Source organism: Streptomyces flavofungini (genome assembly GCF_014650815.1).
In the GTDB taxonomy this organism is placed as follows: domain Bacteria; phylum Actinomycetota; class Actinomycetes; order Streptomycetales; family Streptomycetaceae; genus Streptomyces; species Streptomyces flavofungini.
This window is the reverse complement of the sequence record NZ_BMVR01000011.1, coordinates 116072-140368: the sequence shown is the minus strand read 5'-3', so window position 1 is coordinate 140368 and position 24297 is coordinate 116072. Positions and strand designations below refer to the sequence as shown.

Here is a 24297-nt window from a genome sequence, read left to right as displayed (position 1 = left end):
TCAGTGCGGTGCGTCAGACTGGTCCCCAGTGCCAGCAACAGCAGGAGGGCGGCTAAGTGAAGATCCGGGTGGAACGCGACGTACTCGCGGAGGCGGTGGCGTGGGCGGCACGCAGCCTCCCGGCTCGGCCGCCAGCGCCCGTCCTCGCGGGCCTGCTGCTGAAGGCCGAGGAGGGCGCCCTCTCCCTGTCCAGCTTCGACTACGAGGTCTCGGCCCGCGTCTCCGTGGACGCCGAGGTCGACGAGGAGGGCACGGTCCTCGTCTCCGGCCGCCTGCTCGCCGACATCTGCCGCGCCCTGCCCAACCGCCCGGTGGAGATTTCCACAGACGGTGTACGGGCGACGGTGGTCTGCGGCTCCTCGCGATTCACACTCCACACCCTTCCTGTGGAGGAGTACCCGGCGCTGCCGCAGATGCCCACGGCGACCGGCACCGTCCCCGGTGAGGTCTTCGCCGCCGCCGCGAACCAGGTGGCGATCGCTGCCGGACGTGACGACACCCTCCCTGTGCTCACGGGTGTGCGCATCGAGATCGAGGGCGACAAGGTCACCCTGGCGTCCACCGACCGCTACCGCTTCGCGGTCCGCGAGTTCCTGTGGAAGCCGGAGGACCCGGAGGCCTCCGCGGTCGCCCTGGTGCCCGCCAAGACTCTCCAGGACACCGCCAAGGCCCTCACGAGCGGCGACACGGTCACCCTGGCGCTCTCCGGCTCCGGCGCGGGAGAGGGCCTCATCGGCTTCGAGGGCGCGGGCCGTCGCACGACCACGCGACTGCTCGAAGGCGACCTGCCGAAGTACCGCTCGCTGTTCCCGACGGAGTTCAACTCGGTCGCCGTCATCGAGACGCCCCCCTTCGTGGAGGCCGTCAAGCGCGTGGCGCTCGTCGCCGAGCGGAACACCCCGGTGCGGCTGAGCTTCGAGCAGGGCGTGCTCATCCTGGAGGCCGGCTCCAGCGACGACGCACAGGCTGTGGAGAGGGTCGACGCCCAGTTGGAGGGTGACGACGTCTCGATCGCCTTCAACCCGACGTTCCTGCTCGACGGCCTGAGCGCGATCGACTCCCCGGTCGCCCAGCTCTCGTTCACGACGTCCACGAAGCCCGCGCTCCTGAGCGGCAAGCCCGCCCTCGACGCCGAGTCCGACGACGCGTACAAGTACCTGATCATGCCCGTACGTCTGAGCGGCTGAGCCCACAGGTGTGTGGCCGCGTCCGGGCGTAGGCTCGGGCGCGGGTACGAAAGTGCCAACGGGCACGTGCGCCGCTCGACGACGAGTGGCGGCGACGTGTCTTCACGCCACATCGCTAGTTAGGAACGCACTGATGGAGCTCGGTCTCGTCGGTCTCGGCAAGATGGGCGGCAACATGCGCGAGCGCATCCGCCGCGCAGGCCACACCGTCATCGGATTCGACCGCAACCCGGACCTCGCGGATGTCCACAGCCTCGAAGAGCTTGTGGGCAGGCTCAAGGGCCCGCGCGTCGTGTGGGTGATGGTGCCGGCCGGAGCCGCGACGCAGTCCACCATCGACGAGCTCGGCGAGCTCCTGCAGCCCGGCGACGTCGTCGTGGACGGCGGCAACTCGCGCTGGACGGATGACGAGAAGCACGCCGAGGAGCTGGCTGCCAAGGGCATCGGCTTCGTCGACTGCGGCGTCTCCGGCGGCGTCTGGGGCCTCGAGAACGGCTACGCGCTGATGTACGGCGGCGACAAGGACAACGTCGCCAAGGTGCAGCCGGTCTTCGACGCCCTGAAGCCCGAGGGCGACTTCGGCTCGGTGCACGCGGGCAAGGTCGGCGCGGGCCACTTCGCGAAGATGGTCCACAACGGCATCGAGTACGCGATGATGCAGGCCTACGCCGAGGGCTGGGAGCTCCTGGAGGCCGTGGACTCGGTCACCGACGTCCGTGAGGTCTTCCGCTCCTGGCAGGAGGGCACGGTCATCCGTTCCTGGCTGCTCGACCTCGCGGTCAACGCCCTGGACGACGACGAGCACCTGGACAAGCTGCGCGGCTTCGCGCAGGACTCCGGAGAGGGCCGCTGGACGGTGGAGGCGGCGATCGACAACGCCGTGCCGCTGCCCGCGATCACCGCGTCCCTGTTCGCCCGGTTCGCCTCGCGCCAGGAGGACTCCCCGCAGATGAAGATGATCGCCGCGCTGCGCAACCAGTTCGGCGGCCACGCGGTCGAGACCAAGAGCTGATCCACAGCCCGTACGCTCCCTCGTCCACAGCCTGTGGGGTGCGGCGAGGGGCCGATCAGCAAGTGAAGTAGGCCGGGGGAGGTCGGCGTACACCATGCACGTCACGCATCTGTCGCTGGCCGACTTCCGCTCGTACGCCCGGGTCGAGGTTCCGCTCGACCCGGGCGTCACCGCGTTCGTGGGCCCGAACGGCCAGGGCAAGACCAATCTCGTCGAGGCCGTCGGCTACCTCGCCACCCTCGGCAGCCACCGGGTCTCCTCGGACGCGCCCCTGGTCCGCATGGGCGCCGACCGCGCCGTCATCCGGGCCGCGGTCCGGCAGGGCGAGCGCCAGCAGCTCATCGAGCTCGAACTGAACCCCGGCAAGGCCAACCGCGCCCGCATCAACCGGTCCTCGCAGGTCAAACCCCGTGACGTACTCGGCATCGTGCGCACCGTCCTGTTCGCGCCGGAGGACCTGGCGCTGGTCAAGGGCGACCCCGGGGAGCGGCGGCGGTTCCTCGACGAGCTGATCACCGCGCGCTCGCCGCGCATGGCCGGGGTGCGCTCCGACTACGACCGCGTCCTCAAGCAGCGCAACACCCTTCTGAAGTCGGCCGCCCTCGCGCGCCGCCACGGCGGCCGGTCCATGGACCTGTCCACGCTCGACGTGTGGGACCAGCACCTCGCCCGCGCGGGCGCCGAGCTGCTCGCCCAGCGGCTCGACCTGATCGCCACGCTCCAGCCGCTGGCCGACAAGGCGTACGAACAGCTCGCGCCCGGCGGCGGGCCCGTGGCGCTCGACTACAAGCCGTCCTCGCCGGAAATCGTCGGCCACGCGCGCGAAGAGCTGTACGAGCAGCTCATCGCTGCCCTCGTGGAGGCCCGCAAGCAGGAGATCGAGCGGGGCGTGACGCTGGTAGGACCCCACCGCGATGAACTGCTACTCAAACTTGGCCAGCTGCCCGCGAAGGGTTACGCGAGCCATGGCGAGTCCTGGTCGTACGCCCTCGCGCTGCGCCTCGCCTCGTACGACCTGCTGCGGGCCGAGGGCAACGAGCCGGTGCTCGTCCTCGACGACGTCTTCGCCGAGCTCGACGCGCGCCGCCGGGAACGGCTCGCGGAGCTGGTGGCGCCGGGCGAGCAGGTCCTCGTGACGGCCGCTGTGGACGACGACGTGCCGGGCGTCCTCGCGGGCGTGCGCTACTCCGTGGCCGAGGGCGCGGTGGAGCGCGTATGACCCGCCAGGAGGAGCGCGTATGAGCGGCCACGAGCAGCGGCCGGAGCGCGACGCCCCGAAGCCCGCCGAGACCACCGGCGCGCCCGCCGCCCCGGACACCCCCAAGACCCCCGAGCCCTCCGGCGTGGACCTCGCCCGCGTCGCCCTGCGCGCCGCCAAGGAGCAGGCACGCGCGCGGGGGGACGCGACGCAGCAGAAGAAGCAGGCCCGCCGCGGCGGACTGCGCTCGGGCGCGCGGGCGGACGGGCGTGACCCACTGCCCCTCGGCTCCGCCATCAACCGGCTGATCACCGAGCGCGGCTGGGAGACCCCGGCCGCCGTGGGCGGCGTGATGGGCCGCTGGCCGCAGATCGTCGGCGACGACCTGGCCAAGCACTGCGTACCGCAGCGGTACGACGAGAACGAGCGGGTCCTGACCGTGCAGTGCGACTCCACGGCCTGGGCGACGAACCTGCGCCTGCTCGCTCCGCAGCTGGTCGCGCGCCTGAACGAGGACCTGGGCCACGGCACCGTACGCATCATCAAGGTGCTCGGTCCCGGGGGTCCCGCGCACCGCTTCGGACCCCTGCGCGCCCCTGGTAGCACGGGTCCCGGCGACACCTACGGATGACGTGATCCGGACCGTAGCTGGTGGTTGACCTCCCGAAGCGCTGAGTGCCGCTGTGAGCCGCTGGGACCCCGGGGCCGCATATGGGGAGTCGGCTGATGCCGGTTCAGGGCGGCACATGCGGACTCAGGTACCGGCAAACCCCCATCACTGTCAGCGCTACCGGTAGACTGGAAGCTAATCCCGCCCCAAGCGTGGGGAGCGACGGGAGTAGCTGAGCAAGAGCTGAACCAGGCTTATCAACGCAACACGCCGCAGCCGCTCCGGCGAGCGCCGGGAGCTTGGCTTGTGCTGTGCCAGAAAGGGCGCTTCGTGGCCGATTCCGGCAACCCCAACGAGAACATCCCGTCCACCGACGCCGGCGTCAACGGCGAGGTCACCGCCTCGTACGACGCCAGTGCCATCACCGTCCTCGAGGGTCTGGACGCGGTCCGCAAGCGACCCGGCATGTACATCGGCTCGACCGGTGAGCGCGGCCTGCACCACATGGTGCAGGAGGTCGTGGACAACTCCGTCGACGAGGCACTGGCCGGCCACGCGGACACGATCGACGTCACGATCCTTCCCGACGGCGGCGTGCGCGTGGTCGACAACGGCCGTGGCATCCCGGTGGGCATCCACCCCGTCGAGAAGAAGCCGGCCGTCGAGGTCGTGCTGACCGTGCTGCACGCGGGCGGCAAGTTCGGCGGCGGCGGTTACGCCGTCTCCGGTGGTCTGCACGGCGTCGGCGTCTCCGTCGTGAACGCGCTCTCCACCAAGCTCTCCGTGGAGATCAGGACCGACGGGTACCGCTGGACGCAGGACTACAAGGGCGGCGCCCCGACGGCGCCGCTCGAGCGGCACGAAGCCACCGAGGAGACCGGTACCTCGGTCACCTTCTGGGCCGACCCGGACATCTTCGAGACCACCGACTACTCCTTCGAGACGCTCGCACGGCGCTTCCAGGAGATGGCCTTCCTCAACAAGGGCCTGACGATCAAGCTGACCGACGAGCGGGAGTCCGCCAAGGCCACGGCGGGCGCCGACTCCGCCGAGGCCAGCGACGACACCGTCGAAGAGGTCCGCACGGTCACGTACCACTACGAAGGCGGCATCGTCGACTTCGTGAAGTACCTCAACTCCCGCAAGGGCGAGGTCATCCACCCGACCGTCATCGACATCGAGGCCGAGGACAAGGAGCGCATGCTCTCGGTCGAGATCGCGATGCAGTGGAACTCTCAGTACACCGAGGGCGTTTACTCCTTCGCCAACACCATCCACACGCACGAGGGCGGTACCCACGAAGAGGGCTTCCGCGCGGCGATGACCGGCCTGGTCAACCGGTACGCGCGCGACAAGAAGCTGCTCCGCGAGAAGGACGACAACCTCACGGGTGAGGACATCCGCGAGGGTCTGACCGCGATCATCTCGGTGAAGCTCGGCGAGCCGCAGTTCGAGGGCCAGACCAAGACGAAGCTCGGCAACACCGAGGCGAAGACCTTCGTCCAGAAGGTCGTGCACGAGCACCTCACGGACTGGTTCGACCGCAATCCGAACGAGGCCGCGGACATCATCCGCAAGAGCATCCAGGCCGCCACCGCGCGCGTGGCCGCCCGCAAGGCGCGCGACCTCACGCGCCGCAAGGGCCTCCTGGAGACCGCCTCCCTGCCGGGCAAGCTCTCCGACTGCCAGTCGAACGACCCGACGAAGTGCGAGATCTTCATCGTCGAGGGCGACTCCGCCGGTGGCTCCGCCAAGTCCGGCCGGAACCCGCAGTACCAGGCCATCCTGCCCATCCGCGGCAAGATCCTGAACGTCGAGAAGGCGCGCGTCGACAAGATCCTGCAGAACCAGGAGATCCAGGCGCTGATCTCGGCCTTCGGCACCGGAGTCCACGAGGACTTCGACATCGAGAAGCTCCGCTATCACAAGATCATCCTGATGGCGGACGCCGACGTCGACGGCCAGCACATCAACACCCTGCTCCTGACGTTCCTGTTCCGCTTCATGCGGCCGCTCGTCGAGGCCGGACACGTGTACCTGTCCCGGCCGCCGCTGTACAAGATCAAGTGGTCCCGGGACGACTTCCAGTACGCGTACTCGGACCGCGAGCGGGACGCGCTCATCGAGCTCGGCCGCCAGAACGGCAAGCGCATCCGCGAGGACTCGGTCCAGCGCTTCAAGGGTCTCGGCGAGATGAACGCCGAGGAGCTGCGCATCACGACCATGGACCAGGAGCACCGCGTGCTCGGCCTGGTCACGCTCGACGACGCCGCGCAGGCCGACGACCTGTTCTCGGTCCTCATGGGCGAGGACGTCGAGGCGCGCCGCTCGTTCATCCAGCGCAACGCCAAGGACGTCCGCTTCCTCGACATCTGAGCCGGTCAGGCACTCGAAGTCGCCGACTACTGACTGCTGACCGCACCGAAAGGATCTTGACCGGCCATGGCCGACGAGAACAACCCCACCACGCCCGAGGACGACGAGGGTCAGACGCTGCGGATCGAGCCCGTCGGGCTCGAGACCGAGATGCAGCGCTCGTACCTCGACTACGCGATGTCCGTCATCGTGTCCCGCGCGCTGCCCGACGTCCGCGACGGCCTCAAGCCCGTCCACCGCCGCGTCCTGTACGCGATGTACGACGGCGGCTACCGGCCCGAGAAGGGCTTCTACAAGTGCGCCCGCGTCGTCGGCGACGTCATGGGCAACTACCACCCGCACGGCGACTCCTCGATCTACGACGCGCTGGTCCGCCTCGCGCAGCCGTGGTCGATGCGCATGCCGCTGGTGGACTCCAACGGAAACTTCGGCTCTCCGGGCAACGACCCCGCCGCCGCCATGCGCTACACCGAGTGCAAGATGGCGCCGCTGTCCATGGAGATGGTCCGTGACATCGACGAGGACACCGTCGACTTCACGGACAACTACGACGGCCGCTCCCAGGAGCCCACCGTCCTGCCGTCCCGCTTCCCGAACCTGCTGATCAACGGTTCGGCGGGCATCGCGGTCGGCATGGCGACCAACATTCCGCCGCACAACCTGCGCGAGGTCGCCGCGGGCGCCCAGTGGGCCCTGGAGCACCCCGAGGCCTCCCACGAGGAGCTGCTCGACGCCCTCATCGAGCGCATCAAGGGTCCCGACTTCCCGACCGGCGCCCTCGTCGTCGGCCGCAAGGGCATCGAGGAGGCGTACCGCACGGGCCGTGGCTCCATCACGATGCGCGCGGTCGTCGAGGTCGAGGAGATCCAGAACCGCCAGTGCCTGGTGGTCACCGAACTCCCGTACCAGACCAACCCGGACAACCTGGCGCAGAAGATTGCCGACCTGGTCAAGGACGGCAAGGTCGGCGGCATCGCGGACGTCCGTGACGAGACGTCCTCCCGTACCGGCCAGCGACTCGTCATCGTGCTCAAGCGCGACGCCGTCGCCAAGGTCGTACTGAACAACCTCTACAAGCACACGGACCTGCAGTCGAACTTCGGCGCCAACATGCTGGCGCTCGTCGACGGCGTGCCGCGCACGCTCTCGCTCGACGCGTTCATCCGGCACTGGGTCTCGCACCAGATCGAAGTCATCGTCCGGCGCACGAAGTTCCGGCTGCGCAAGGCCGAGGAGCGCGCGCACATCCTGCGCGGTCTGCTGAAGGCGCTCGACGCCATCGACGAGGTCATCGCGCTGATCCGGCGCAGCGACACCGTCGACGTCGCGCGCGAGGGCCTGATGGGCCTCCTGGACATCGACGAGATCCAGGCGAACGCCATCCTCGAGATGCAGCTCCGCCGACTCGCCGCCCTGGAGCGTCAGAAGATCGTCGCCGAGCACGACGAGCTCCAGCTCAAGATCAACGAGTACAACGCGATCCTGGCCTCGCCCGAGAAGCAGCGGACGATCGTCAGCCAGGAACTCGCCGCGATCGTCGAAAAGTTCGGCGAGGACCGCCGCTCCGCGCTCGTGCCCTTCGACGGTGACATGTCCATCGAGGACCTGATCGCCGAAGAGGACATCGTCGTCACGATCACCCGCGGCGGCTACGTCAAGCGCACCAAGACGCACGACTACCGCTCGCAGAAGCGCGGCGGCAAGGGCGTGCGCGGCACGAAGCTCAAGGAAGACGACATCGTCGACCACTTCTTCGTGTCGACGACGCACCACTGGCTGCTGTTCTTCACCAACAAGGGCCGCGTCTACCGCGCGAAGGCCTACGAGCTGCCCGACGCCGGACGCGACGCCCGCGGCCAGCACGTGGCGAACCTGCTCGCCTTCCAGCCGGACGAGCAGATCGCCGAGATCCTCGCGATCCGCAACTACGAGGCGGTGCCCTACCTGGTCCTCGCCACGAAGGCCGGTCTGGTCAAGAAGACGCCTCTGAAGGATTACGATTCGCCCCGCTCCGGCGGCGTCATCGCCATCAATCTGCGCGAGACGGACGACGGTTCGGACGACGAACTGATCGGTGCCGAACTGGTTTCGGCCGATGACGATCTGCTTCTGATCAGCAAGAAGGCACAGTCGATCCGCTTCACGGCGACCGACGACGCGCTGCGCCCGATGGGCCGCGCGACCTCCGGCGTCAAGGGCATGAGCTTCCGCGACGGCGATCAACTGCTCTCGATGAATGTGGTTCGGCCCGGTACGTTCGTCTTCACCGCCACCGATGGTGGGTACGCGAAGCGGACCGCCGTCGACGAATACCGCGTCCAGGGCCGCGGTGGCCTCGGCATCAAGGCCGCCAAGATCGTGGAGGACCGCGGTGAGCTCGTCGGCGCGCTGGTGACGGAGGAGACCGATGAGATCCTCGCCATCACCCTGTCCGGCGGTGTGATTCGTACGCGAGTCAACGAGGTCAGGGAGACGGGCCGTGACACCATGGGCGTCCAACTGATCAACCTGGGCAAGCGCGATGCCGTGGTCGGTATCGCACGTAACGCCGAGGCCGGGCGCGAGGCCGAGGAAGTCGACGGCGACGTCGACGAATCGTCTGACGGCGAGCCGGCCGTCGGTACGGACGAGGGCACCGAGTCCCCGGCCGAGTAGCGCGAGGAGTGTAGTCATCGTGAGTGGAGCCACGGGCGCCGGATCCGCCGGGACGAGTGGAACCGGCACGGAAGGTGCCCGTGGCTCCGCCACTGACGCACCCGACTCGCATGAGTCTCATGGATCCCAGGGGGGGACTGTGACGGACACCCGAGGCCGTACGGGCGCGGACACCGACGGCGGGGGCGGTGCTTCCGGGGGGCGTGCCGGAGACGGTGCCGCGGGTTCGCGGCGCGACGCTTCCGGGGGCGGGGCGGCCGCCGGTGGGGGTTCTGGAAGCGGGGCCTCCGGCAAGCGTGCCGGTGACGGGGCCTCCGGGGCGCTGCCCGGGGAGCGCCAGCCCCAGCAGAACAACCAGCCGTATCACCCGCCGCAGGCGTACCAGGCGGCGCCCGCGGGCGCGGTTCGGCGCCCGCGCACGGGGGCGCGCACCACCCCGCGCACGCGCAAGGCGCGGCTGCGGGTGGCCAAGGCCGACCCGTGGTCGGTGATGAAAGTCAGCTTCCTGCTCTCCATCGCCCTGGGCATCTGCACGATCGTCGCTGCGGCCGTGCTGTGGATGGTCATGGACGCGATGGGCGTCTTCTCCACGGTCGGCGGCACCATCTCAGAGGCCACCGGCTCGAACGAGTCCAACGGCTTCGACCTCCAGGCCTTCCTCTCCCTCCCCCGCGTACTGATCTTCACATCGATCATCGCGGTCATCGACGTCGTCCTCGCGACGGCCCTCGCGACCCTCGGCGCGTTCATCTACAACCTGTCGGCGGGCTTCGTGGGCGGTATCGAGCTGACGTTGGCCGAGGACGAGTGAGGTTGGCTGCGGCCTAGCGGGACGGGGGCTCCGGCCCGGCGCCCCGAGGGCGTTCGCGCCAGGCTGTGAGGGGCGCCCAGCGCTCGCCGCGCGGGCATCAGGGGTGCGCTGGGGGCTTGTCGGGCGGGCATCAGGGGCGTGCTGAGGGCTCGGCGCCGGGGTGCCGAGGGTTCGCTCGGGCCCCTGACAACTATCGATTTTGGGACTGGCCCGGACGTGCGCTAATCTTCAGTGGTCAGCGCGGCGGGGCGATCCCGCAGAGCGCGGCGGGGCTATAGCTCAGTTGGTTAGAGCGCATCCCTGATAAGGATGAGGCCACAGGTTCAAATCCTGTTAGCCCCACAGAGGCTCACAGCCTGGCAAAAAGCCCGGTAGATCATTGCGATCTACCGGGCTTTCGCAGTTTCGGCCGGGTGCTGTCCGCAAATGCCGGGCACGGCCTACGACGCGGGGCACGGCCTACGACGCCGGGCGCCGCCCGCAACGAGAAGACCCCCAGCCGGTCCGGGCTGGGGGTCTTGCGTCTGTGGCTACGGCGCCGTGGTGACTACGGCTCCGCTGCGAGCTGGTCCGCTGTCGGAGACTCGAGCTCGCTCTGGTCTTCCGTGTCCGTCGTCGGCAGGTGGCGGCAGCTCGGGGTGGAGCCGTGGGCCTCGGCGCGGATGCGTTGCTTCATCGTCGGGGGCAAGGAGCGTTCGTATGCCGCCTGCCACAGGGCCGCCAGGGGGGCCGTCATGCTCGCGGTGCTTTCGCACGAGGTCGTGGCCTGGTGTGCCGGGGCGGCCGCCGTGGCGGTCGTCGTGAGTCCCAGCGTGGCGAACAGTGCGAGCACCGCGGTGACGAGTGCGGTCCACAGCTTCATGGCCTTGGTGGCGGTCATGGCCCCTCACATTCAGGTTGGGCGATTTGCGTACTTTCCTCATGATGTGTATGCCGGGCCGGAAGTGCGGGACCGACGCTCGCGCCGCGTCGATGTTCAGATGAACACCACCCGGATGGGTGCAAGCGGCCCGAGGAGGCCAGGAAATGGGGCAAGGGCGGCGAATATCACAGTGGCCGGGACGCGGGTGGAGGGCCGCGATCCACTTCTACTGCGGTGATCGGGCCGGGAGTTGGGGCCGGGATGCGGGGTGGATCCAGGTCACCGATCGGTATCGGGCGGTGTGTATAGTCGGGCGCCAGAAGTCTCCTACGTCAAGGAAAGACGAGGTCGCGCGGTGAAGAAGCTTCTCCTGGTCGCACTGGCCGCCATCGGCGGGCTCCTCGTGTACCGCCAGATCCAGGCGGATCGCGCCGAGCAGGATCTGTGGACGGAGGCGACTGACTCCGTGCCCACGGGTTCGTGAGTATCGCCAGCAGTCTCGTCACAGGGCCCCGGTCGCTTGAGCGGTCGGGGCCCTGTGCTGTGCCGGGAGCTTTTTGTCCCGCTTGTTCTACCGGGTGGCGGGGGTTCTCCCACGCGTGTACGGGTCCCGTGGGGACCGGGGTGGTTTGGCTCCCGCCGGCGTGACCTTGACGGCGTCACCCCTTTGGTTCACTTGCGCAATGTCATTCCTTGCTTGAGCAAATCAGTGGAGGGTGAGGTGCGGACCGGCGTGATGAGGCGATGAGGCGGCGAGGCCGGGGTGGTGCCTGGCGGGGTCCCGTCGGCCGGTCGGCGGCCGGTGCCGCCCTGGGGGCCGTGCTGTGCGCCGTGGTGCTGCCCGGCGGCGCGGCCCGGAGCGGTGTGGCCGCGGCTCAGCCCGGGAGCACCGAGGCTCGCGTACCGGCCGGGCGTGCTGTCGCCGGGGAGAGCCCCGGTCCGTACGCCTTCGACGATGACGTGAAGGACGTCGACGGTGCGACCAGTACGGCCGGGAGCCGGATGCTTGTGCCGGGGACGACCTACAGGAGTGCTCTCGGGCATCCCGGGACTTCGTCGGGCGGGGCTTCCGGGGCGTCGGAACCGTCTGGGCCGTCAGCGTCCCCAAGGGCCGGTTCCGCTGGCTCCGGCGCTACCGGGAGCGAGTTGTACTACCGGCTCGAACTCAAGGCCAAGGACACCGCGTACGTCTCCGTGACCGCGTTGCCGGGCCCGCGCGCCCGTGTCGCCTACGGGGACGGCATCAGGTTGTCCCTGCAGGACGCCGACGGCTTCACCTGCGACATGGGGTCCGCGAGGATCGGCTCCGCGCAGAGCCCGCGACCGCTCACCGCGGCGGTGAAGCGTCAGATCGCGCCGGACCAGAAGAAGTGCCAGACGGCAGGGACGTACTACGTAGTGGTCGAACGGGCCACGGACTCCAGGTCGCCGGTGTCGTCCTCTCCGGAGAAGACGTCCTCTTCGGAGGACTGGGATCTGGAGCTGTACGTCGCCTCCGAGCCCGCCCTGGCCAAGGCGGGGTCGACCCTGCCGCCGCAGGACACGGACTCCGCCCCGCAGCAGCAGCCCCCTGTCGGGGCACCGCTGCCGCGCGCGGGCGGCAGCAGCTTCGGTACGGCCAGGGCGCTGGGGAAGGGGGTCTGGGGCGACCGCATCCGGGCCGGGCAGACGCGGTTCTACCGCGTGCCCGTCGACTGGGGGCAGCGCCTGTCGGCCACCCTGGAGCTCGGCAGCGGCACCCGGACCGGCGACTTCGTGACGTCCGCGCTGATCATGGAGCTCTTCAACCCGGTCCGCGGGCCGGTCGAGGACCACGACATCCCGTACGACGGCCGGCAGAAGTCGATGACCCTGTCCGCGCTGCCGCCGGTCACGTACGAGAACCGCTACGCGGCCTTCGACCGGCTCTCCGGGATGCGGTTCGCGGGGTGGTACTACCTCGTGGTGCACCTGGACCCGGACGTCGGCAAGCGGTTCGGCGCGGAGGAGACGGGGCTGACGCTGCGGGTGGGCGTCGCCGGTGAGCGGAGGCAGGGACCCGCGTACGCCGGGACCGCGCGCCCCGGCTTCGGTGTCACGGAGCGCGACGAGGAGGCGTCACGGAACGGCGCCGGAGGGGGTGGCTCCGCCGGGCGTGGGCCCGAATCCGACGGCTCGGCGGCCGCTTCCGAGCACACCATGGCCATGAAGGTGCTCGCGGCGGCGGGGATCGGCACGGGGACGGTGCTGGTGGCGGTGCTGTGGGTGTGGCGGGCTGTGGCCCGGCGCCGGGTGGGGCGGGCCTCGGTCTGAGGGGGCGCTGTTCGGCTCAGGTGGCCTGCCCGACCTGCCTGGACCCGCCCCACCTGCCCTACAGCCCGACCTGTCCTCGTTGGGTTCCGTCGCGGGGTCAGATGCGGGTGAGGGCCCAGAAACCCACCGCGAAACACGCCAGCGCGGCCAGCAGCATCGGCAGGGCCACTTTCACGGGCGGCCCTGGACGCGAAGCCCGTGCAGCCCGTGCTGCGGAACCTGCGGCGTGGCGGCGCTGGGCGCGGCCTGCTGGTTGAAGCTCCGGGAGCGGGGCCGCAATGGGGGTGGCGGGAGAGGGAACCTGTTGGGGCTGAGCGGTGTATTGAGAAGTAGAAGCGTAAGCGGGCTGCGGGGCGGGGGATGCGGCCGGGGAGTGAGCGGGCTCGGGGGCGGCTGAGGTTAAGGGAGCCGGGGCGGGAGCCGATTCCGCCGCTGGTGCCGCTTGATGGGGGGAGGGTACGTGGGCTTGTTCGGGTGAGAGCTGGGGCGCGGGAGTCGCCGAGGCGGGCGCGGGGGCCTGGAACAGGGCTGAGGGCTGGACCTGGGCCTCGGGCGGTGCCGGACTTGGGGACGGAGCCGGGGTCGGGGTCGGCGTTGGAGTCGGCGTTGGAGTGGGAGGTGTCGCCGGGAGTTCGGCCGGGATCGAGGTGGGGATCGGGGTCGGTGTAGGGGGAGTTGGTGGTTGCGCGGGCTGTGGGGGTGGTGCCTGTCGGGGCGGGCCCGGCGGGGGGAGGTGAAAGCTGCCGGTTTCCGACATCGGGGGGTGCGCGGGGGGTGACGGCGGTGGTACGGGGTGGTGGGGCGCCGAGGGCTGATCGGCGGAGGGTTGGCCGACCGAAGGCTGCCCAGCGGGTGGTTGGGCGATGGGGGGGTGGCCGATTGAGGACTGACCCCCGGAGGGTTGCCCGGTGGGCGGCTGGGTGGCGAGGGGCTGGCTGACCGAGGGCTGCCCCACGGACGAGGGCTGGCCCAGGGAGGACGGCTGGCCCGAGGGGGACGGGCCCACGGAGGGCTGTCCCAGGGGCGGTTGGCCTGGGGAGGGCTGGATCAGGGGCGGGTGTGGCGTGGAGGGGTGGCCTGTGGATGCGGGGCCTGTGGGCGGGTGGCCCGTGGACGCGTGCCCTGTCGGCAGGTGGCTCATGGACGGGTGGCCCGTAGACGGGTGGCCCATGGGCGGCTGGCCTGTGGAGGGGTGGGACAGGGGTGGGGGTGGTGCGACGGAGGACGAGGTGGGTGACGGTGCGGGGGGAGGGGGCTGGGAGGGGGGTGGTTGAGGGGCGCGGGTGAGGGGGCCGTCGGGGCCGAAACCTGTGGGGAGCGGGGCGAGTTGGTCGAAGATCTCGACGAGCTCGTCGTCGGGCCCGGGCTCGGGCAGCATCTCGGCGGCGGAGGTGAGCGCTTTGCGGGCGCCGGTGGCCGTGCGGAACCGGGCCTGTGGGTCGGGTTGCAGGAGGGTGGCGATGACCTGCCACAGCGGTTCGGGGACGCCCTGCGGTGCCGACGGGGTGCCGTGGGCCGCGAAGTGCTCGATGAGGGCCTTGGCGTCGGGCTTGGCGCCCTGCAGGAGGTAGAGGGCGACGAGGCCGACGGCGAAGAGGTCGGCGGTGAAGTCCGGTTCGGCGCCCATCATTTGCTCGGGTGCGAAGTAGCCGGGGGTGCCCACCACATAGTCGGTCTCGGTCAGCCGTGGCTCGCCCTTGCGCATGGAGATGCCGAAGTCCGACAGGCGCAGGTGCGGGCGCCCCGTTCCGGTGGCCTCGAGGAGGATGTTGGCGGGCTTGATGTCACGGTGTACGACGCCCTCGGCGTGGACGGCGGCGAGACCGGAGAGGAGCTGGTCGAGGAGGGTGCAGGTGAAGTGGGAGGGCAACGGTCCGTAGTCGCCGATGACGTGGGCGAGCGAGCCGCCGGTGATCAGCTCCATGGTGAACAGGACCTGGTCGTCGTCGGCGGCCCAGCTGGCGGGAGCGAGCACGTGCGGATGGTCGATCCGCAGTGCCTGCTCCCGCACGAAGCGCAACAGAGTGTGAGCGTTGCGCTGCTGAAGCACCTTGGCCGCCACATATCTGCGGCGGCGATGGTCCCAGGCACGCCATACGGCGCCCACTCCCCCGCGTCCGACCGGGTCGACGAGTTCGTACCGCCCGGCGAAGACCTCACCCATGGTCGTGCCCGCTCCCCTTCCGGGCCGCCCGGCAGCGGCCCGGCCGGCGGCTCAGCTCTGGTGCGCTTCGTAGTGGGCGACCGCGTCCGCGGTGCGGCCCGCTCCGTATACCCGGAGGAACTCTGCCAGCTCCGGGTGGGTCGGGGCGAGCGTGTCCGCGGCATCGATGATGTCGCCCGCCGCCGCGACGGAGCGCAGCAGCGACTGGATCTCACGCACCACGCGCTTCACCGTGGGTGCGCCTGAACTCGTGGTCGACTGGGTGGTGTTGGTCAGTACGGAACCCCCCTGGGACTTCTTGATCTCGTCCATGCGGTCCGTCGCCTCGGCGGCGCTCACGCTGCCGTCCGCGACCTGCCCCGACAGCTCCTGGAGGAGTTGCACCCGCTGGACGACGGCAGGATTGCCGATCTTGGCACGCTGGCCGCTCATCAGCTGCGACAGCATGGGTGCGGAGAGGCCGAGCACCCCGGCGAGCCGTGCCTGGTTGAGGCCCAGATCGTCGATGAGGCGACGGAACAGTGCCCCCAGTGGTTCCCCGTACCAATTCCGCTGGAGCTCCCGTGCTCTCGCGGTTGATTCTTGTTGTGCAGCGTCCATCTTGCGTCTCCCCATCGCTTCCCCTAAGACGTGGTTCGCTGCCGCGAACCACGTCGAGCATCTTACGGAGAGTGGTCGCGCACGGGGAGCCCCAATCCTTTTGCGAGATCTGGGGGGTGACCCGGTACTCTGGTCTCCGACGCCCGCCGAGGCGCGATCGTTTCGCCACGGCATCGGCGCAAGCGGGGCCTTAGCTCAGTTGGTAGAGCGCTGTCTTTGCATGGCAGATGTCAGGAGTTCGAATCTCCTAGGCTCCACATTCCGAGAGCCCCCCTGATCTGTGTTTTAGCAGGTCAGGGGGGCTCTTTTGGATGCGGTGCGGGCGCTGGACGCCGGGGGCGTCAGTGGCTCGGGGGGAGGTTCAGGGCTCGTACGAGCCCGGTCAGTTCCTGTTGGAAGAGTTTCCGCGGGCTGACCGTCTGGGTGCGCAGGTGGCCGTAGACCTCCAGGGACACCAGGCCGTGCAGATGTCCCCAGATGCGCAGGGCGAGGGCGACGGCTGCGGGCGGGAGTTCGGGGAAGGCCGGGCGGACCTTGTCGAGCAGGCCCGGGTCGAAGTCGGACCACTCGAACTCGCTGGTCGGGTAGAGGTGTTGGGCGTCCGGCCAGGCGGCCGCGGCGAGTCCGGCGAGGCCGGTGCAGACGCGGCGTGCGGCGTCGGGGGCGGCGCCGCCGGCAGGGGCCCGGTAGCCGGGGACGGGGTCGCCGTAGATGAGCCGGAAGCCCTCGGGGTTGGCCAGGGCCCAGTCACGGAAAGCGGTGGCCCAGGCCTGGATCCGGGCGGCCGGAGCCAGCGGGAGGCTCGTCTCCCAGGCGGTGTCCACGGCGTCGGCGAGGGCCGTGTACAGGTCGTTGATGAGCGTGGTGACCAGGTCGTCGCGGGTGGCGAAGTAGCCGTAGATGGCGTTGGCGGTCATGCCCATCTCGCGGGCGATGGCACGCAGCGTGATGGCGTCAGGGCCGCCGGAGGCCATCAGGGCGAGGGCCACGTTCTTGATCTCGGCCGTCGTCTCGGCCCGCAGCCGCTCGCGCCTGCCCTGGCCGCCGCTCTTGGCCCGTCGGCCTTTCGCGGTGCCTGCGCCGTCCCCGGCAGCCCGGCTGTCCCGAGCGCCCTCGCCGCCTCGACCATCCCGGCCGTCCCGAGTGTCCTCGCCGTCTCGGCCGTCCCGGCTGCCCTCTTCGCCTGTCCCTGTCACGCGGCAACTCTACAGCGTTTGTTTAGTTGACAGAGTGCAGTAACTTCACGGCGTATAGTTCCTGCGCGGCGTCACCTTCCGGGTGGCGCCCCATGTCCACGTGCGGAGCAGGAACACACGAACAGGGGAGAACCATGCGCATCGGAGTCATCGGGGCCTCGGGGACCATCGGCAGCCGAGTCGTCACCGAAGCTCTCGGCCGGGGGCATCAGGTGGCGGCGTTCAGCCGGGACGCGGCACGGGCTGCGGGCGAGGAACGGCGGGAGAACGTCGCCTGGGCGAGCGTCGACGCCTTGGACCCGGCGTCCATAGCGGCGGTGCTGCCCGGACTCGACGTCCTGGTCAGCGCCTTCCAGCCCGGCAACGCGGCCAAGGACATGGCGGACACGGTGCGGCGCTCGATCGCCGATCCCACGGTGTACGCCACCGCGGCGCGGGCCCTCCTGAAGGCCCTGGAGAGCCACCCCCGCACCCGGCTCATCGTGATCGGCGGCGCGGGCAGCCTGGAGATCGCGCCGGGGGTGGTCCGCGCCGACTCCGACGAGTTGCTGCACGCCACGCTCGACGAGATCGGGCTGCCCCGCGACTACGCGGCGGCGGTGCGCGGCCACCGGGACGCCCTCAACGTGCTGCGGACCTCGAACCGGCTGTGGACCTACTTCAGCCCGGCCGAGGACATCGCCCCCGGCGAGCGCACCGGACGCTTCCGCGTCGGCGGTGACCAGCCCGTCCTGGACGCCGAAGGGCGCAGCCGGATCTCCGCGGAGGACGCCGCCGTCGCCCTGGTCGACGAGGCGGAACTGCCGCGCTTCGTCCAGCGCCGCTTCACCATCGGCTACTGAACGGCCATCGGCCACCGGCCAACGGTCCGCCGAACGCGACGGTGGCCGCCACGGAGAGCGTGGCGGCCACCGGATGCGGCGCCGAGGGCGCCTGGGGCACGGTCGGCCCCGGTGCGTCAGTGGTTGTTGACGCCGTTGCCCGAGAGCAGCGGGATGTCGTTGAGGATGTGCGACAGCGGCTCGTCGCCCTTGGCCTGCGTCGAGTTCTCGGTGCACTGCTGGTTCTGCGGCGCCGACAGGACGTTGATGTCCTGGACCGCGACCGGCACCAGGCCGACGATGGAACCGGCGTTGACCTTGGCGGGCAGGCCGATGCACGGCTTGTTCAGGGAGCCCTGGACCAGGGACATCTGCGGGCTCATGTTGCCGTGCGTCGCGGAGTTGCCGAACGTCTGCTCAGCGCCGTTGCCGCTGACGGACGTGGTGCCCGTGTCGTTGCCGATGGCCATGGCCGAGGTGGCGGTGACGGCCGTCATGCCGGCGGCGGATGCGGCGATCGCGGCGGTTGCCAAGATCTTCTTCATGGTGAGGAATTCCCTTCGGAGACAGGCTCCGTTGCGGAGCCGCATGGTGGTCAACTGAACTGATGGAACGCTGGTTTCGGCGATTAGCTCAGTCGGCCCAATAGTGTGGTGAGCGGAGAAACCGGAAAGCGACCCGGTAGCTGTCAATCGGGCCGGGAACCCGAAATCGGTCCGGCCGGGAACTCGCAAGCCATCGGCGCGGCAACCCGAAAACAGCGGGCCGCCGAGGAGAGGTGGCGGCCCGCTGGACTGTTGGTCGGTGTCAGTGGTTGCCGGCACCGTTGCCGGACAGCACCGGGATGTCGCTGAGCAGGTGCGACAGCGGCTCGTCGCCCTTGGCCTGCGTCGAGTTCTCCGTGCACTGCTGGTTCTGCGGCGCCGACAGGATCGGGATGTCCTGGACCGCGACCGGCACCAGGCCGACGAGGGAGCCGACATTGGCCTTGGCGGGCAGCGCGATACAGGGCTTGTTCAGGGAGCCCTGAATGAGCGCCATCTGCGGGCTCATGTTTCCGTACGTGGCGGAATTGCCGAACGTCTGGGAGGCGGCGTTGCCGCTCATCGTCTGGGTGCCGCTGTCGTCACCGGTGGCGAACGCCGTGGAAGCAGTGGCAGCCGACGCACCGACTACGGAAGCCGTGACCGCGGCCGCGGCCATAACCTTCTTGAGCACAGCATTTCCCTTCTGGATATGAACCCCGTCCGTGGAGCACCCTGAGCAACTGCGCCAGCGGTGTGGGGTTGCTGCTGTTCACTCATATGGCCCACCAATGGCCGAGCGCGGGTCCGCCAACAGGTGTTCTGTGCCTGGCGTTGTCCGGATAATCCGATGGTTCACTGCGGCGCCACTCATGGTGGTGTGCGTTTATGTGAATGCGCCGGGCGCCGCCGGTCCTACGAAAAGATCCGATGGAGTGAATGAGCGGAACCAAACGTCCGACGGTGAGTTGAGCAGCCCGCAGTAACCTGTGCTTCTGCCCAGAAAAGGAACAGCAAATGCTCAAGAAGGCAATGGCAGCGGCTGCGGTCGCAGTCTCCGTCGTCGGTATCTCAGCCACCGCAGCCCCTGCCGCGATGGCCATCGGTGACGACAGCGGCACCCAGTCGGCGAGCGGCAACGGCGCCAAGCAGGCGTTCGGCAACTCCGTCACCAAGGGCGACATGAGCCCGCAGCTGTCCCTCGTCCAGGGATCCCTGAACAAGCCCTGTGTCGGCCTGCCGGTCAAGGGCAACATCGGCTCCATCGTCGGTGTCGTGCCGGTCGCGGTCCAGGACATCCCGATCCTGTCGGCGCCGCAGAACCAGCAGTGCACCGAGAACTCGACGCAGGCCAAGGGCGACGAGCCGCTGTCGCACATCCTCAGCGACATCCCGGTGCTGTCCGGCAACGGCGCGCACAACGGCTGACCCTCCACGCCGCAGCGACCGCCCGGGCCGCCCCGACTCCTTCGAGCGGGGCGGCCCGAGCGGCTTTTCTTTGCCGTGATTCGGATGGCTCCGGCGGAAATTCGGTCGCCGGATTTCCGGGCGTACACAGTGCGTATCTCCTTGTGTATCCAGTCAGGTGTCCCCGCATGTATCCCTGTGCGTATTCCGGTGTGTAAAAGCTGGTCGATAGCAGTCGGGTGAACCTGGGAATGTCGGGGTTCTGCCGGTTTCTTCTGCTCTTGGTGCTCGTTGGTCAGGACTCAGGTCGCGGTGCGGGTGAAGATACTGCCCGCCCGGCTCTCACCGCCGTTTAGGCGCGACCGGTCAGAAGGGAAGATCTGTGAAGCTCAAGAAGAGCGCAACCGTCATTGCTGGTGCTGTCCTGGCACTGAGCTTCGGTGCCCCGGCATTCGCCGACGCGGGCGCCGACGGCGTGGCCGCCCACTCCCCGGGTTTCCTCTCCGGCAACCTCGTGCAGGTTCCCGTCCACGTTCCCGTCAACGTGTGCGGCAACAGCGCCGACCTGCTCGCGCTGCTGAACCCGGCGTTCGGCAACAGCTGCGTCAACGACTGACGTCCTTGACGTACTGACGTAGCGACCCGGTCGTCCAGGCCGTGTCACCGCCGGCCTTGGCAGGCCCCAGGGCCCCAAGGCCGGCTCCCCTTCGCTCAGAGGAAGACCACTAGATTGCGACAGGCCCTTACCAAAGGGGTGCTCTCGGCGGCGGCCGCCACGAGCATCCTGTCCCTGCCCGGCCAGTCCGCGTTCGCCGCAGCCGATGCGCACGGACAGGCCGCGGGCTCGCCCGGCTTCTTGTCGGGCAACAGTGTGCAAGCCCCGCTGGAGGTGCCGCTGAACGTCTGCGGCAACTCGGTGAACGGCGTGGGCGCGGGGAACCCGGCCATGGGTAACTCGTGTGCGCACACCTCATCCCCGACTACCGAGCGGGCACCGGAGCGTGCGGCTCCGCCGAAGCGCGAGGCAGCGCCGAAGCCCGCGCCCGCGCCCGTACCCAAGCCCGCCCCCGCACCCGCCCCCGCCCCGGAGCGCGCGGCCCCCAAGCCCGCCCCGGCCCCCGCCCCGAAGCCCGCGCCCGAGTCGGCGACCCCGGAGCGGGCGACCCCGGAACCGGCGACTCCGGAACCCGCGCACCATGGCGGCGGCGCCAGCGCCGACGGCGAGGCGTCCCACTCGCCCGGCGTGCTGGCGGGGAACCTGCTCCAGGCCCCGCTCGACATCCCGATCAACGCCTGCGGCAACGCCGTCGAGGTGGTGGCGGCGCTCTCCGGGACCAGCGGGAACGAGTGCGGTCAGGCTCCCGAGCAGGCGCCTCCGGTGCCCGAGCCGCACGTGCCACCGGTCAAGCCCGAGCAGCCCGTCGAGCGGGTCACGCCGCCCGAGCCGCCCCGCGCGCCGCGCACCGTGCCGAGGGCCCCGGAGTTCCTGAAGGCCGCCGCGACCGCCAGGCCGCCGCGTCCCGCCGCGACACCGGAGCACGCCAGCCAGCTCGCCGCGACCGGCATGGACCAGAACGCCCTCGCGGCCGCTGCCGCGAGCGCCGGGCTGCTGGTCGGCGGTGCCCTCCTCTACCGACGCGGACGCAGCACGTCCTGAACCCGCGCCGGGGCGAAGAGGAAGCAGTGGCAGAGAGCAGTGCGAGCGGTGAGAGAGAAGTGAGCAGGAGAGGCTGCAGCTAGAAGCAGCAGCGTGCAGCAGTGCGCGAGGTGCGGAGCGGACGGGTCGACGGCGGCCCGTCCGCTCCGTGCGTGGGGGCGTCAGCGCCCGGGCGCCCCGCTCTCGTACGGTGCCCTCCCGAGCGGCTCGGCGCTGCGGGCCACCGGCACGGCGCCCGGCCGCCGCACCCGCCGTCGCACCCCCGCCACCAGGCGGCCCGCCGTGAAGCCCGCACCCTGGACGAAGCGCATCGCGGGGCCGAAGCTCGACGCGGTCGGCAGACCGGCGACGAACAGGCCGGGCAGGGAGGTCTCGAACCCGTGGTCCACGTACGGGGATCCGTCGGCGAGGCGGCGCAGGGAGTCCCGTACGCCGAGGTCGAGCACGTCGATGCGGTGGGTCTGGGCGCGGAATCCGGTGGCCGCGAGGACGTGGTCGGTGGCGAAGACCGCGGCGCCGTCCGGGCCTTGGGTGGAGAGGCGCACCTGGCCGTCGCTGAGGTGTGCGGCCGTGAGCCGGTGTCCGGTGACGATCTCGATGGTGGTACGCGGCGGCCCGGCCGTTGTCGGAGCGGCTGCTCCTTCCACGCGGTCCCGCACCCACCAAGCTCCCGCCGGGCCCAGTGCCGTCTCGCTGACGCGGGCGCGGGTGGATGCGGGGAGGAGGCGGAAGAGGCCGGGGCGTTCGGCGTAGAACCAGTTGCGCCAGCCGCAGCCGAGGCCGCTGTGCGGGGCGCGGGCCGACTGCCACCAGGGGCGGTGCCAGGCGGGCGGCAGGGTGTTCCAGCGCACGTGGGGGGCGCGTGCCAGGACGCGTACGCGGGTGCCTTGTTCGGCGAGGAGCGCGGCCGTTTCCAGGGCGGCCTGGCCCGCGCCGAGCACCGTGACGTCCTTGTCGCGCAGGGGGCGCAGGTCCGCGTGGTGGCTGCTGTGCGAGACGTGGGCGGGGCCCAGGCCCCGTACCAGGGAGGGGATTTCGACGAACGGCATGACGCCGACGGCGAGGGCCACCGTACGGCCGTGGAAGGTCTCGCCGTCGGTGGTCGTGACGGCGAAGCCGTCCGGGAGGGGGCGCACGGAGCGGATCAGGCGCTCGTCGACCGGCGGGGCGGCCTGCGCGGCGAACCACAGGCCGTACGCGGCGAAGTGCTCGACCGGCAGCGGAACGCCGTGCTCCGCGCGCAGGCCCTCACGGGCGCAGTACGCGGCCAGGCCGTACCGGGCGCCGGGGTCGGAGAGGTCGGACGCCCAGGGCTCCGACTTCAGGAACATGCCGCGCGGCATGTGGTCGCGCCAGGAGGCCATGGGCCGGCCGAAGACGCGTACGTCCAGGCCCGCCGCCGCGGCGTGCGCGGCGATCGACAGGCCGTAGGGGCCCGCTCCCACGATCAGCAGGTCATGCATCGGTGACCGCTCGCTCTCTGTTCGTCGTGCCGGACAGGACGGCCGGGGAGGTCTCCCGCGCCCTGGTGGACAGCGTCAGCAGGATGTTCTGGGCGGCGCCCGCGAGCCGGGCGCGCGAGTGCCGCAGGACGTGGCGGCGCCAGCGGCGCCACAGGTCGGCGGCCGGGGCCGGGTCGTCGGCGGGGTCCGCGCCGGACCAGGCGAACTCGACGCCGGGAGCCCGGAATTCCCGCGACCGGAGGGTGACCCGGTGCCGGGTGCGCAGGGCGGTCAGGGGCGCGTAGTTCTCGACGACGAAGGCGCGGCCCGGCAGCGGGGCCGGTGCCGGGACCGGGCGGTGCGTCAGGTCGAGGTGGGCGGCGCGCACCACGTCGGTGCCGGTGCCGTCCGCGAAGAGGCGGAACTGGGCGCCGGGGCGCGGGTTGAAGTCGAGCAGGTGGTACGTGCCGGTGCGGGCGTCGCGGCGGAAGTCCAGGTCGAACACGCCCCGGTAGCCGAGGCCCGCGAGCAGCCGCCGGGCGAGCGCCCACAGGCCCGCGTCGTGCGCCCACTCGCCGACCGCCGTGAGCCCGGCCGCGCGGGGCCGGGCCCGGCGCTTGCGGCCCGTGCCGCCGCCGGACACGTCGCCGTCACGGCCGACGTACCCGTGCACGAACCAGTCGGCTTCGGGGCCGCCGGGGACGTACGCCTGGAGGAGCAGGCGGCTGCCCGCGGCCGCGGCGCGTTCGTGCAGGGCCGCCGCCTCGCGCGCGGAGCGGATGAGGACGGCGCTGCGCAGGCCGCTGCCGCGGGGCAGCAGCCAGGGGCGGCTCCACTTCGCCACCACCGGGGCGCCCAGGGCCGTCACCGCCCCGGCCGCCTCGGCGGGCGTCGTGGGCGCCACCATCCGCGGGTGGGCCACACCGATGCGGGCGCACAGCTCGGCCAGGGCGGACTTGTCGGCGAGGCGCTCGGGCAGGCCGGGCGCGGGCCGGGGCAGCAGGTAGCGGTCGGTGAGGGCCGCGCGCACGGCGTCGACGGCGAGGGCGCCCGCGTCGTCCAGGGGGATCAGGACGGCGGGGCGGCCGACGCGTGCGGAGACGCGGAGCAGGACCGCGCGCACGTCCTCCGGGGTGGCCGTGGGGTTGGGCGGCGGGTGGATGCGGTGCAGGTGGCGGGAGCGGGCGACCGGGCTGTGCTCGTCGGCGGCCACCAGGTGCACCTCCACCCCCTCCCGGCCCAGGGAACGCACCGCGCCCAGGGTGCCGTGGTGAAAGGGATTCCGGTCGATCCGCAGCAGGACCGCGGGAACGCGTGTGTCCAGAGAATGCAAGGTCGGCCTTACTGATCGCTCGCCCAATGGGGCGATGTGCGGTCACGGAGGATTAAAGACTCGATTGGCGCAAAAGAAATACATATGACGGAACGTCAGCAGCGTCAGCAATCCGAGGCGTCAGACATGTGTGGCCGGTCCACGAGGAGC

Annotated in this window: 21 protein-coding genes and 2 tRNA genes; 15 read left to right on the top strand and 8 right to left on the bottom strand. The window is 70.6% G+C overall.

Annotated elements, in window-relative coordinates:
- The first annotated feature begins 56 nt into the window (after nucleotides 1–56).
- From dnaN to IE274_RS27185, 8 genes are all read left to right on the top strand, one after another.
- Nucleotides 57–1187: a DNA polymerase III subunit beta gene (dnaN, locus tag IE274_RS27220; protein ID WP_190118531.1), complete on the top strand. Its 1131-nt coding sequence runs from the start codon at nucleotides 57–59 to the stop codon at nucleotides 1185–1187.
- Nucleotides 1188–1320: 133 nt separating this feature from the next.
- Entirely contained in the window at nucleotides 1321–2199 is an 879-nt protein-coding gene (gene gnd, locus IE274_RS27215; protein WP_190118530.1) for a phosphogluconate dehydrogenase (NAD(+)-dependent, decarboxylating), read from the top strand.
- Between the two features lie 94 nt (nucleotides 2200–2293).
- Nucleotides 2294–3418 (top strand): DNA replication/repair protein RecF, encoded by a 1125-nt coding sequence (gene recF / locus IE274_RS27210; RefSeq protein ID WP_190118529.1) that lies wholly within the window; start codon nucleotides 2294–2296, stop codon nucleotides 3416–3418.
- Nucleotides 3419–3437: 19 nt separating this feature from the next.
- Nucleotides 3438–4028 carry a DciA family protein gene (locus IE274_RS27205; RefSeq protein ID WP_229909844.1) on the top strand — a complete coding sequence of 197 codons (591 nt, stop codon included), beginning with the start codon at nucleotides 3438–3440 and terminating at the stop codon, nucleotides 4026–4028.
- A gap of 285 nt (nucleotides 4029–4313) precedes the next feature.
- Nucleotides 4314–6383, top strand: coding sequence for a DNA topoisomerase (ATP-hydrolyzing) subunit B (gene gyrB, locus IE274_RS27200; protein WP_307821926.1), 2070 nt, complete (start codon nucleotides 4314–4316; stop codon nucleotides 6381–6383).
- Nucleotides 6384–6449: 66 nt separating this feature from the next.
- A complete protein-coding gene (gyrA, locus tag IE274_RS27195) occupies nucleotides 6450–9038 on the top strand; it encodes a DNA gyrase subunit A (protein WP_190118528.1) in 2589 nt (862 codons plus the stop codon).
- A 19-nt stretch (nucleotides 9039–9057) separates the two neighbouring features.
- On the top strand, nucleotides 9058–9849 hold the full coding sequence (locus IE274_RS27190) for a DUF3566 domain-containing protein (RefSeq protein WP_190118527.1): 792 nt from the start codon (nucleotides 9058–9060) through the stop codon (nucleotides 9847–9849).
- Between the two features lie 268 nt (nucleotides 9850–10117).
- Nucleotides 10118–10191, top strand: a tRNA-Ile gene (locus IE274_RS27185).
- A gap of 205 nt (nucleotides 10192–10396) precedes the next feature.
- On the opposite strand, the gene IE274_RS27180 is transcribed toward IE274_RS27185, so the two are convergent.
- The gene (locus tag IE274_RS27180) at nucleotides 10397–10729 is read right to left on the bottom strand and encodes a DUF6344 domain-containing protein (RefSeq protein WP_190118526.1); all 333 of its coding nucleotides are present in this window, start codon (nucleotides 10727–10729) and stop codon (nucleotides 10397–10399) included.
- Nucleotides 10730–11066: 337 nt separating this feature from the next.
- Between IE274_RS27180 and IE274_RS39670 the strand changes: the two genes are divergently transcribed.
- Together IE274_RS39670 and IE274_RS27170 are read left to right on the top strand one after the other, a co-directional pair.
- Nucleotides 11067–11195 (top strand): DLW-39 family protein, encoded by a 129-nt coding sequence (locus tag IE274_RS39670; RefSeq protein ID WP_003999697.1) that lies wholly within the window; start codon nucleotides 11067–11069, stop codon nucleotides 11193–11195.
- A gap of 662 nt (nucleotides 11196–11857) precedes the next feature.
- Entirely contained in the window at nucleotides 11858–13003 is a 1146-nt protein-coding gene (locus IE274_RS27170) for a hypothetical protein (protein ID WP_190118524.1), read from the top strand.
- Nucleotides 13004–13100: 97 nt separating this feature from the next.
- Here the strand turns inward: IE274_RS27170 and IE274_RS27165 are convergent, their stop codons facing one another.
- Both IE274_RS27165 and IE274_RS27160 read right to left on the bottom strand, forming a co-directional pair.
- Nucleotides 13101–15167: a serine/threonine-protein kinase gene (locus tag IE274_RS27165; protein WP_190118523.1), complete on the bottom strand. Its 2067-nt coding sequence runs from the start codon at nucleotides 15165–15167 to the stop codon at nucleotides 13101–13103.
- Nucleotides 15168–15218: 51 nt separating this feature from the next.
- Nucleotides 15219–15767 carry a helix-turn-helix domain-containing protein gene (locus IE274_RS27160; RefSeq protein ID WP_030357748.1) on the bottom strand — a complete coding sequence of 183 codons (549 nt, stop codon included), beginning with the start codon at nucleotides 15765–15767 and terminating at the stop codon, nucleotides 15219–15221.
- 184 nt (nucleotides 15768–15951) lie between these two features.
- Here IE274_RS27160 and IE274_RS27155 point away from each other — a divergent pair.
- A tRNA-Ala gene (locus tag IE274_RS27155) sits at nucleotides 15952–16024 on the top strand.
- 84 nt (nucleotides 16025–16108) lie between these two features.
- On the opposite strand, the gene IE274_RS27150 is transcribed toward IE274_RS27155, so the two are convergent.
- Complete coding sequence (locus IE274_RS27150; protein WP_307821924.1) at nucleotides 16109–16963, bottom strand: TetR/AcrR family transcriptional regulator; 855 nt, start codon at nucleotides 16961–16963, stop codon at nucleotides 16109–16111.
- A gap of 134 nt (nucleotides 16964–17097) precedes the next feature.
- Here IE274_RS27150 and IE274_RS27145 point away from each other — a divergent pair, with 134 nt between their 5' ends.
- A complete protein-coding gene (locus IE274_RS27145) occupies nucleotides 17098–17805 on the top strand; it encodes an NAD(P)-dependent oxidoreductase (protein WP_190118522.1) in 708 nt (235 codons plus the stop codon).
- 116 nt (nucleotides 17806–17921) lie between these two features.
- On the opposite strand, the gene IE274_RS27140 is transcribed toward IE274_RS27145, so the two are convergent.
- Together IE274_RS27140 and IE274_RS27135 are read right to left on the bottom strand one after the other, a co-directional pair.
- Nucleotides 17922–18329, bottom strand: coding sequence for a rodlin (locus IE274_RS27140; protein ID WP_190118521.1), 408 nt, complete (start codon nucleotides 18327–18329; stop codon nucleotides 17922–17924).
- Nucleotides 18330–18591: 262 nt separating this feature from the next.
- Nucleotides 18592–19002: a rodlin gene (locus IE274_RS27135; RefSeq protein ID WP_190118520.1), complete on the bottom strand. Its 411-nt coding sequence runs from the start codon at nucleotides 19000–19002 to the stop codon at nucleotides 18592–18594.
- 323 nt (nucleotides 19003–19325) lie between these two features.
- Between IE274_RS27135 and IE274_RS27130 the strand changes: the two genes are divergently transcribed.
- The 3 genes from IE274_RS27130 to IE274_RS27120 all read left to right on the top strand — a co-directional run bounded on the left by IE274_RS27130 (nucleotide 19326) and on the right by IE274_RS27120 (nucleotide 21372).
- Nucleotides 19326–19736 carry a rodlin gene (locus tag IE274_RS27130; protein WP_190118519.1) on the top strand — a complete coding sequence of 137 codons (411 nt, stop codon included), beginning with the start codon at nucleotides 19326–19328 and terminating at the stop codon, nucleotides 19734–19736.
- A gap of 361 nt (nucleotides 19737–20097) precedes the next feature.
- The gene (locus tag IE274_RS27125) at nucleotides 20098–20331 is read left to right on the top strand and encodes a chaplin (protein ID WP_190118518.1); all 234 of its coding nucleotides are present in this window, start codon (nucleotides 20098–20100) and stop codon (nucleotides 20329–20331) included.
- Nucleotides 20332–20445: 114 nt separating this feature from the next.
- Nucleotides 20446–21372: a chaplin gene (locus IE274_RS27120; protein WP_190118517.1), complete on the top strand. Its 927-nt coding sequence runs from the start codon at nucleotides 20446–20448 to the stop codon at nucleotides 21370–21372.
- Between the two features lie 161 nt (nucleotides 21373–21533).
- Here IE274_RS27120 and IE274_RS27115 read toward each other — a convergent pair whose 3' ends face one another.
- Nucleotides 21534–22835: an NAD(P)-binding domain-containing protein gene (locus tag IE274_RS27115; RefSeq protein ID WP_190118516.1), complete on the bottom strand. Its 1302-nt coding sequence runs from the start codon at nucleotides 22833–22835 to the stop codon at nucleotides 21534–21536.
- Complete coding sequence (locus IE274_RS27110) at nucleotides 22828–24147, bottom strand: carboxylate--amine ligase (protein ID WP_190118515.1); 1320 nt, start codon at nucleotides 24145–24147, stop codon at nucleotides 22828–22830. The genes IE274_RS27115 and IE274_RS27110 overlap by 8 nt, the downstream gene beginning before the upstream one ends.
- Nucleotides 24148–24297: the final 150 nt, after the last annotated feature.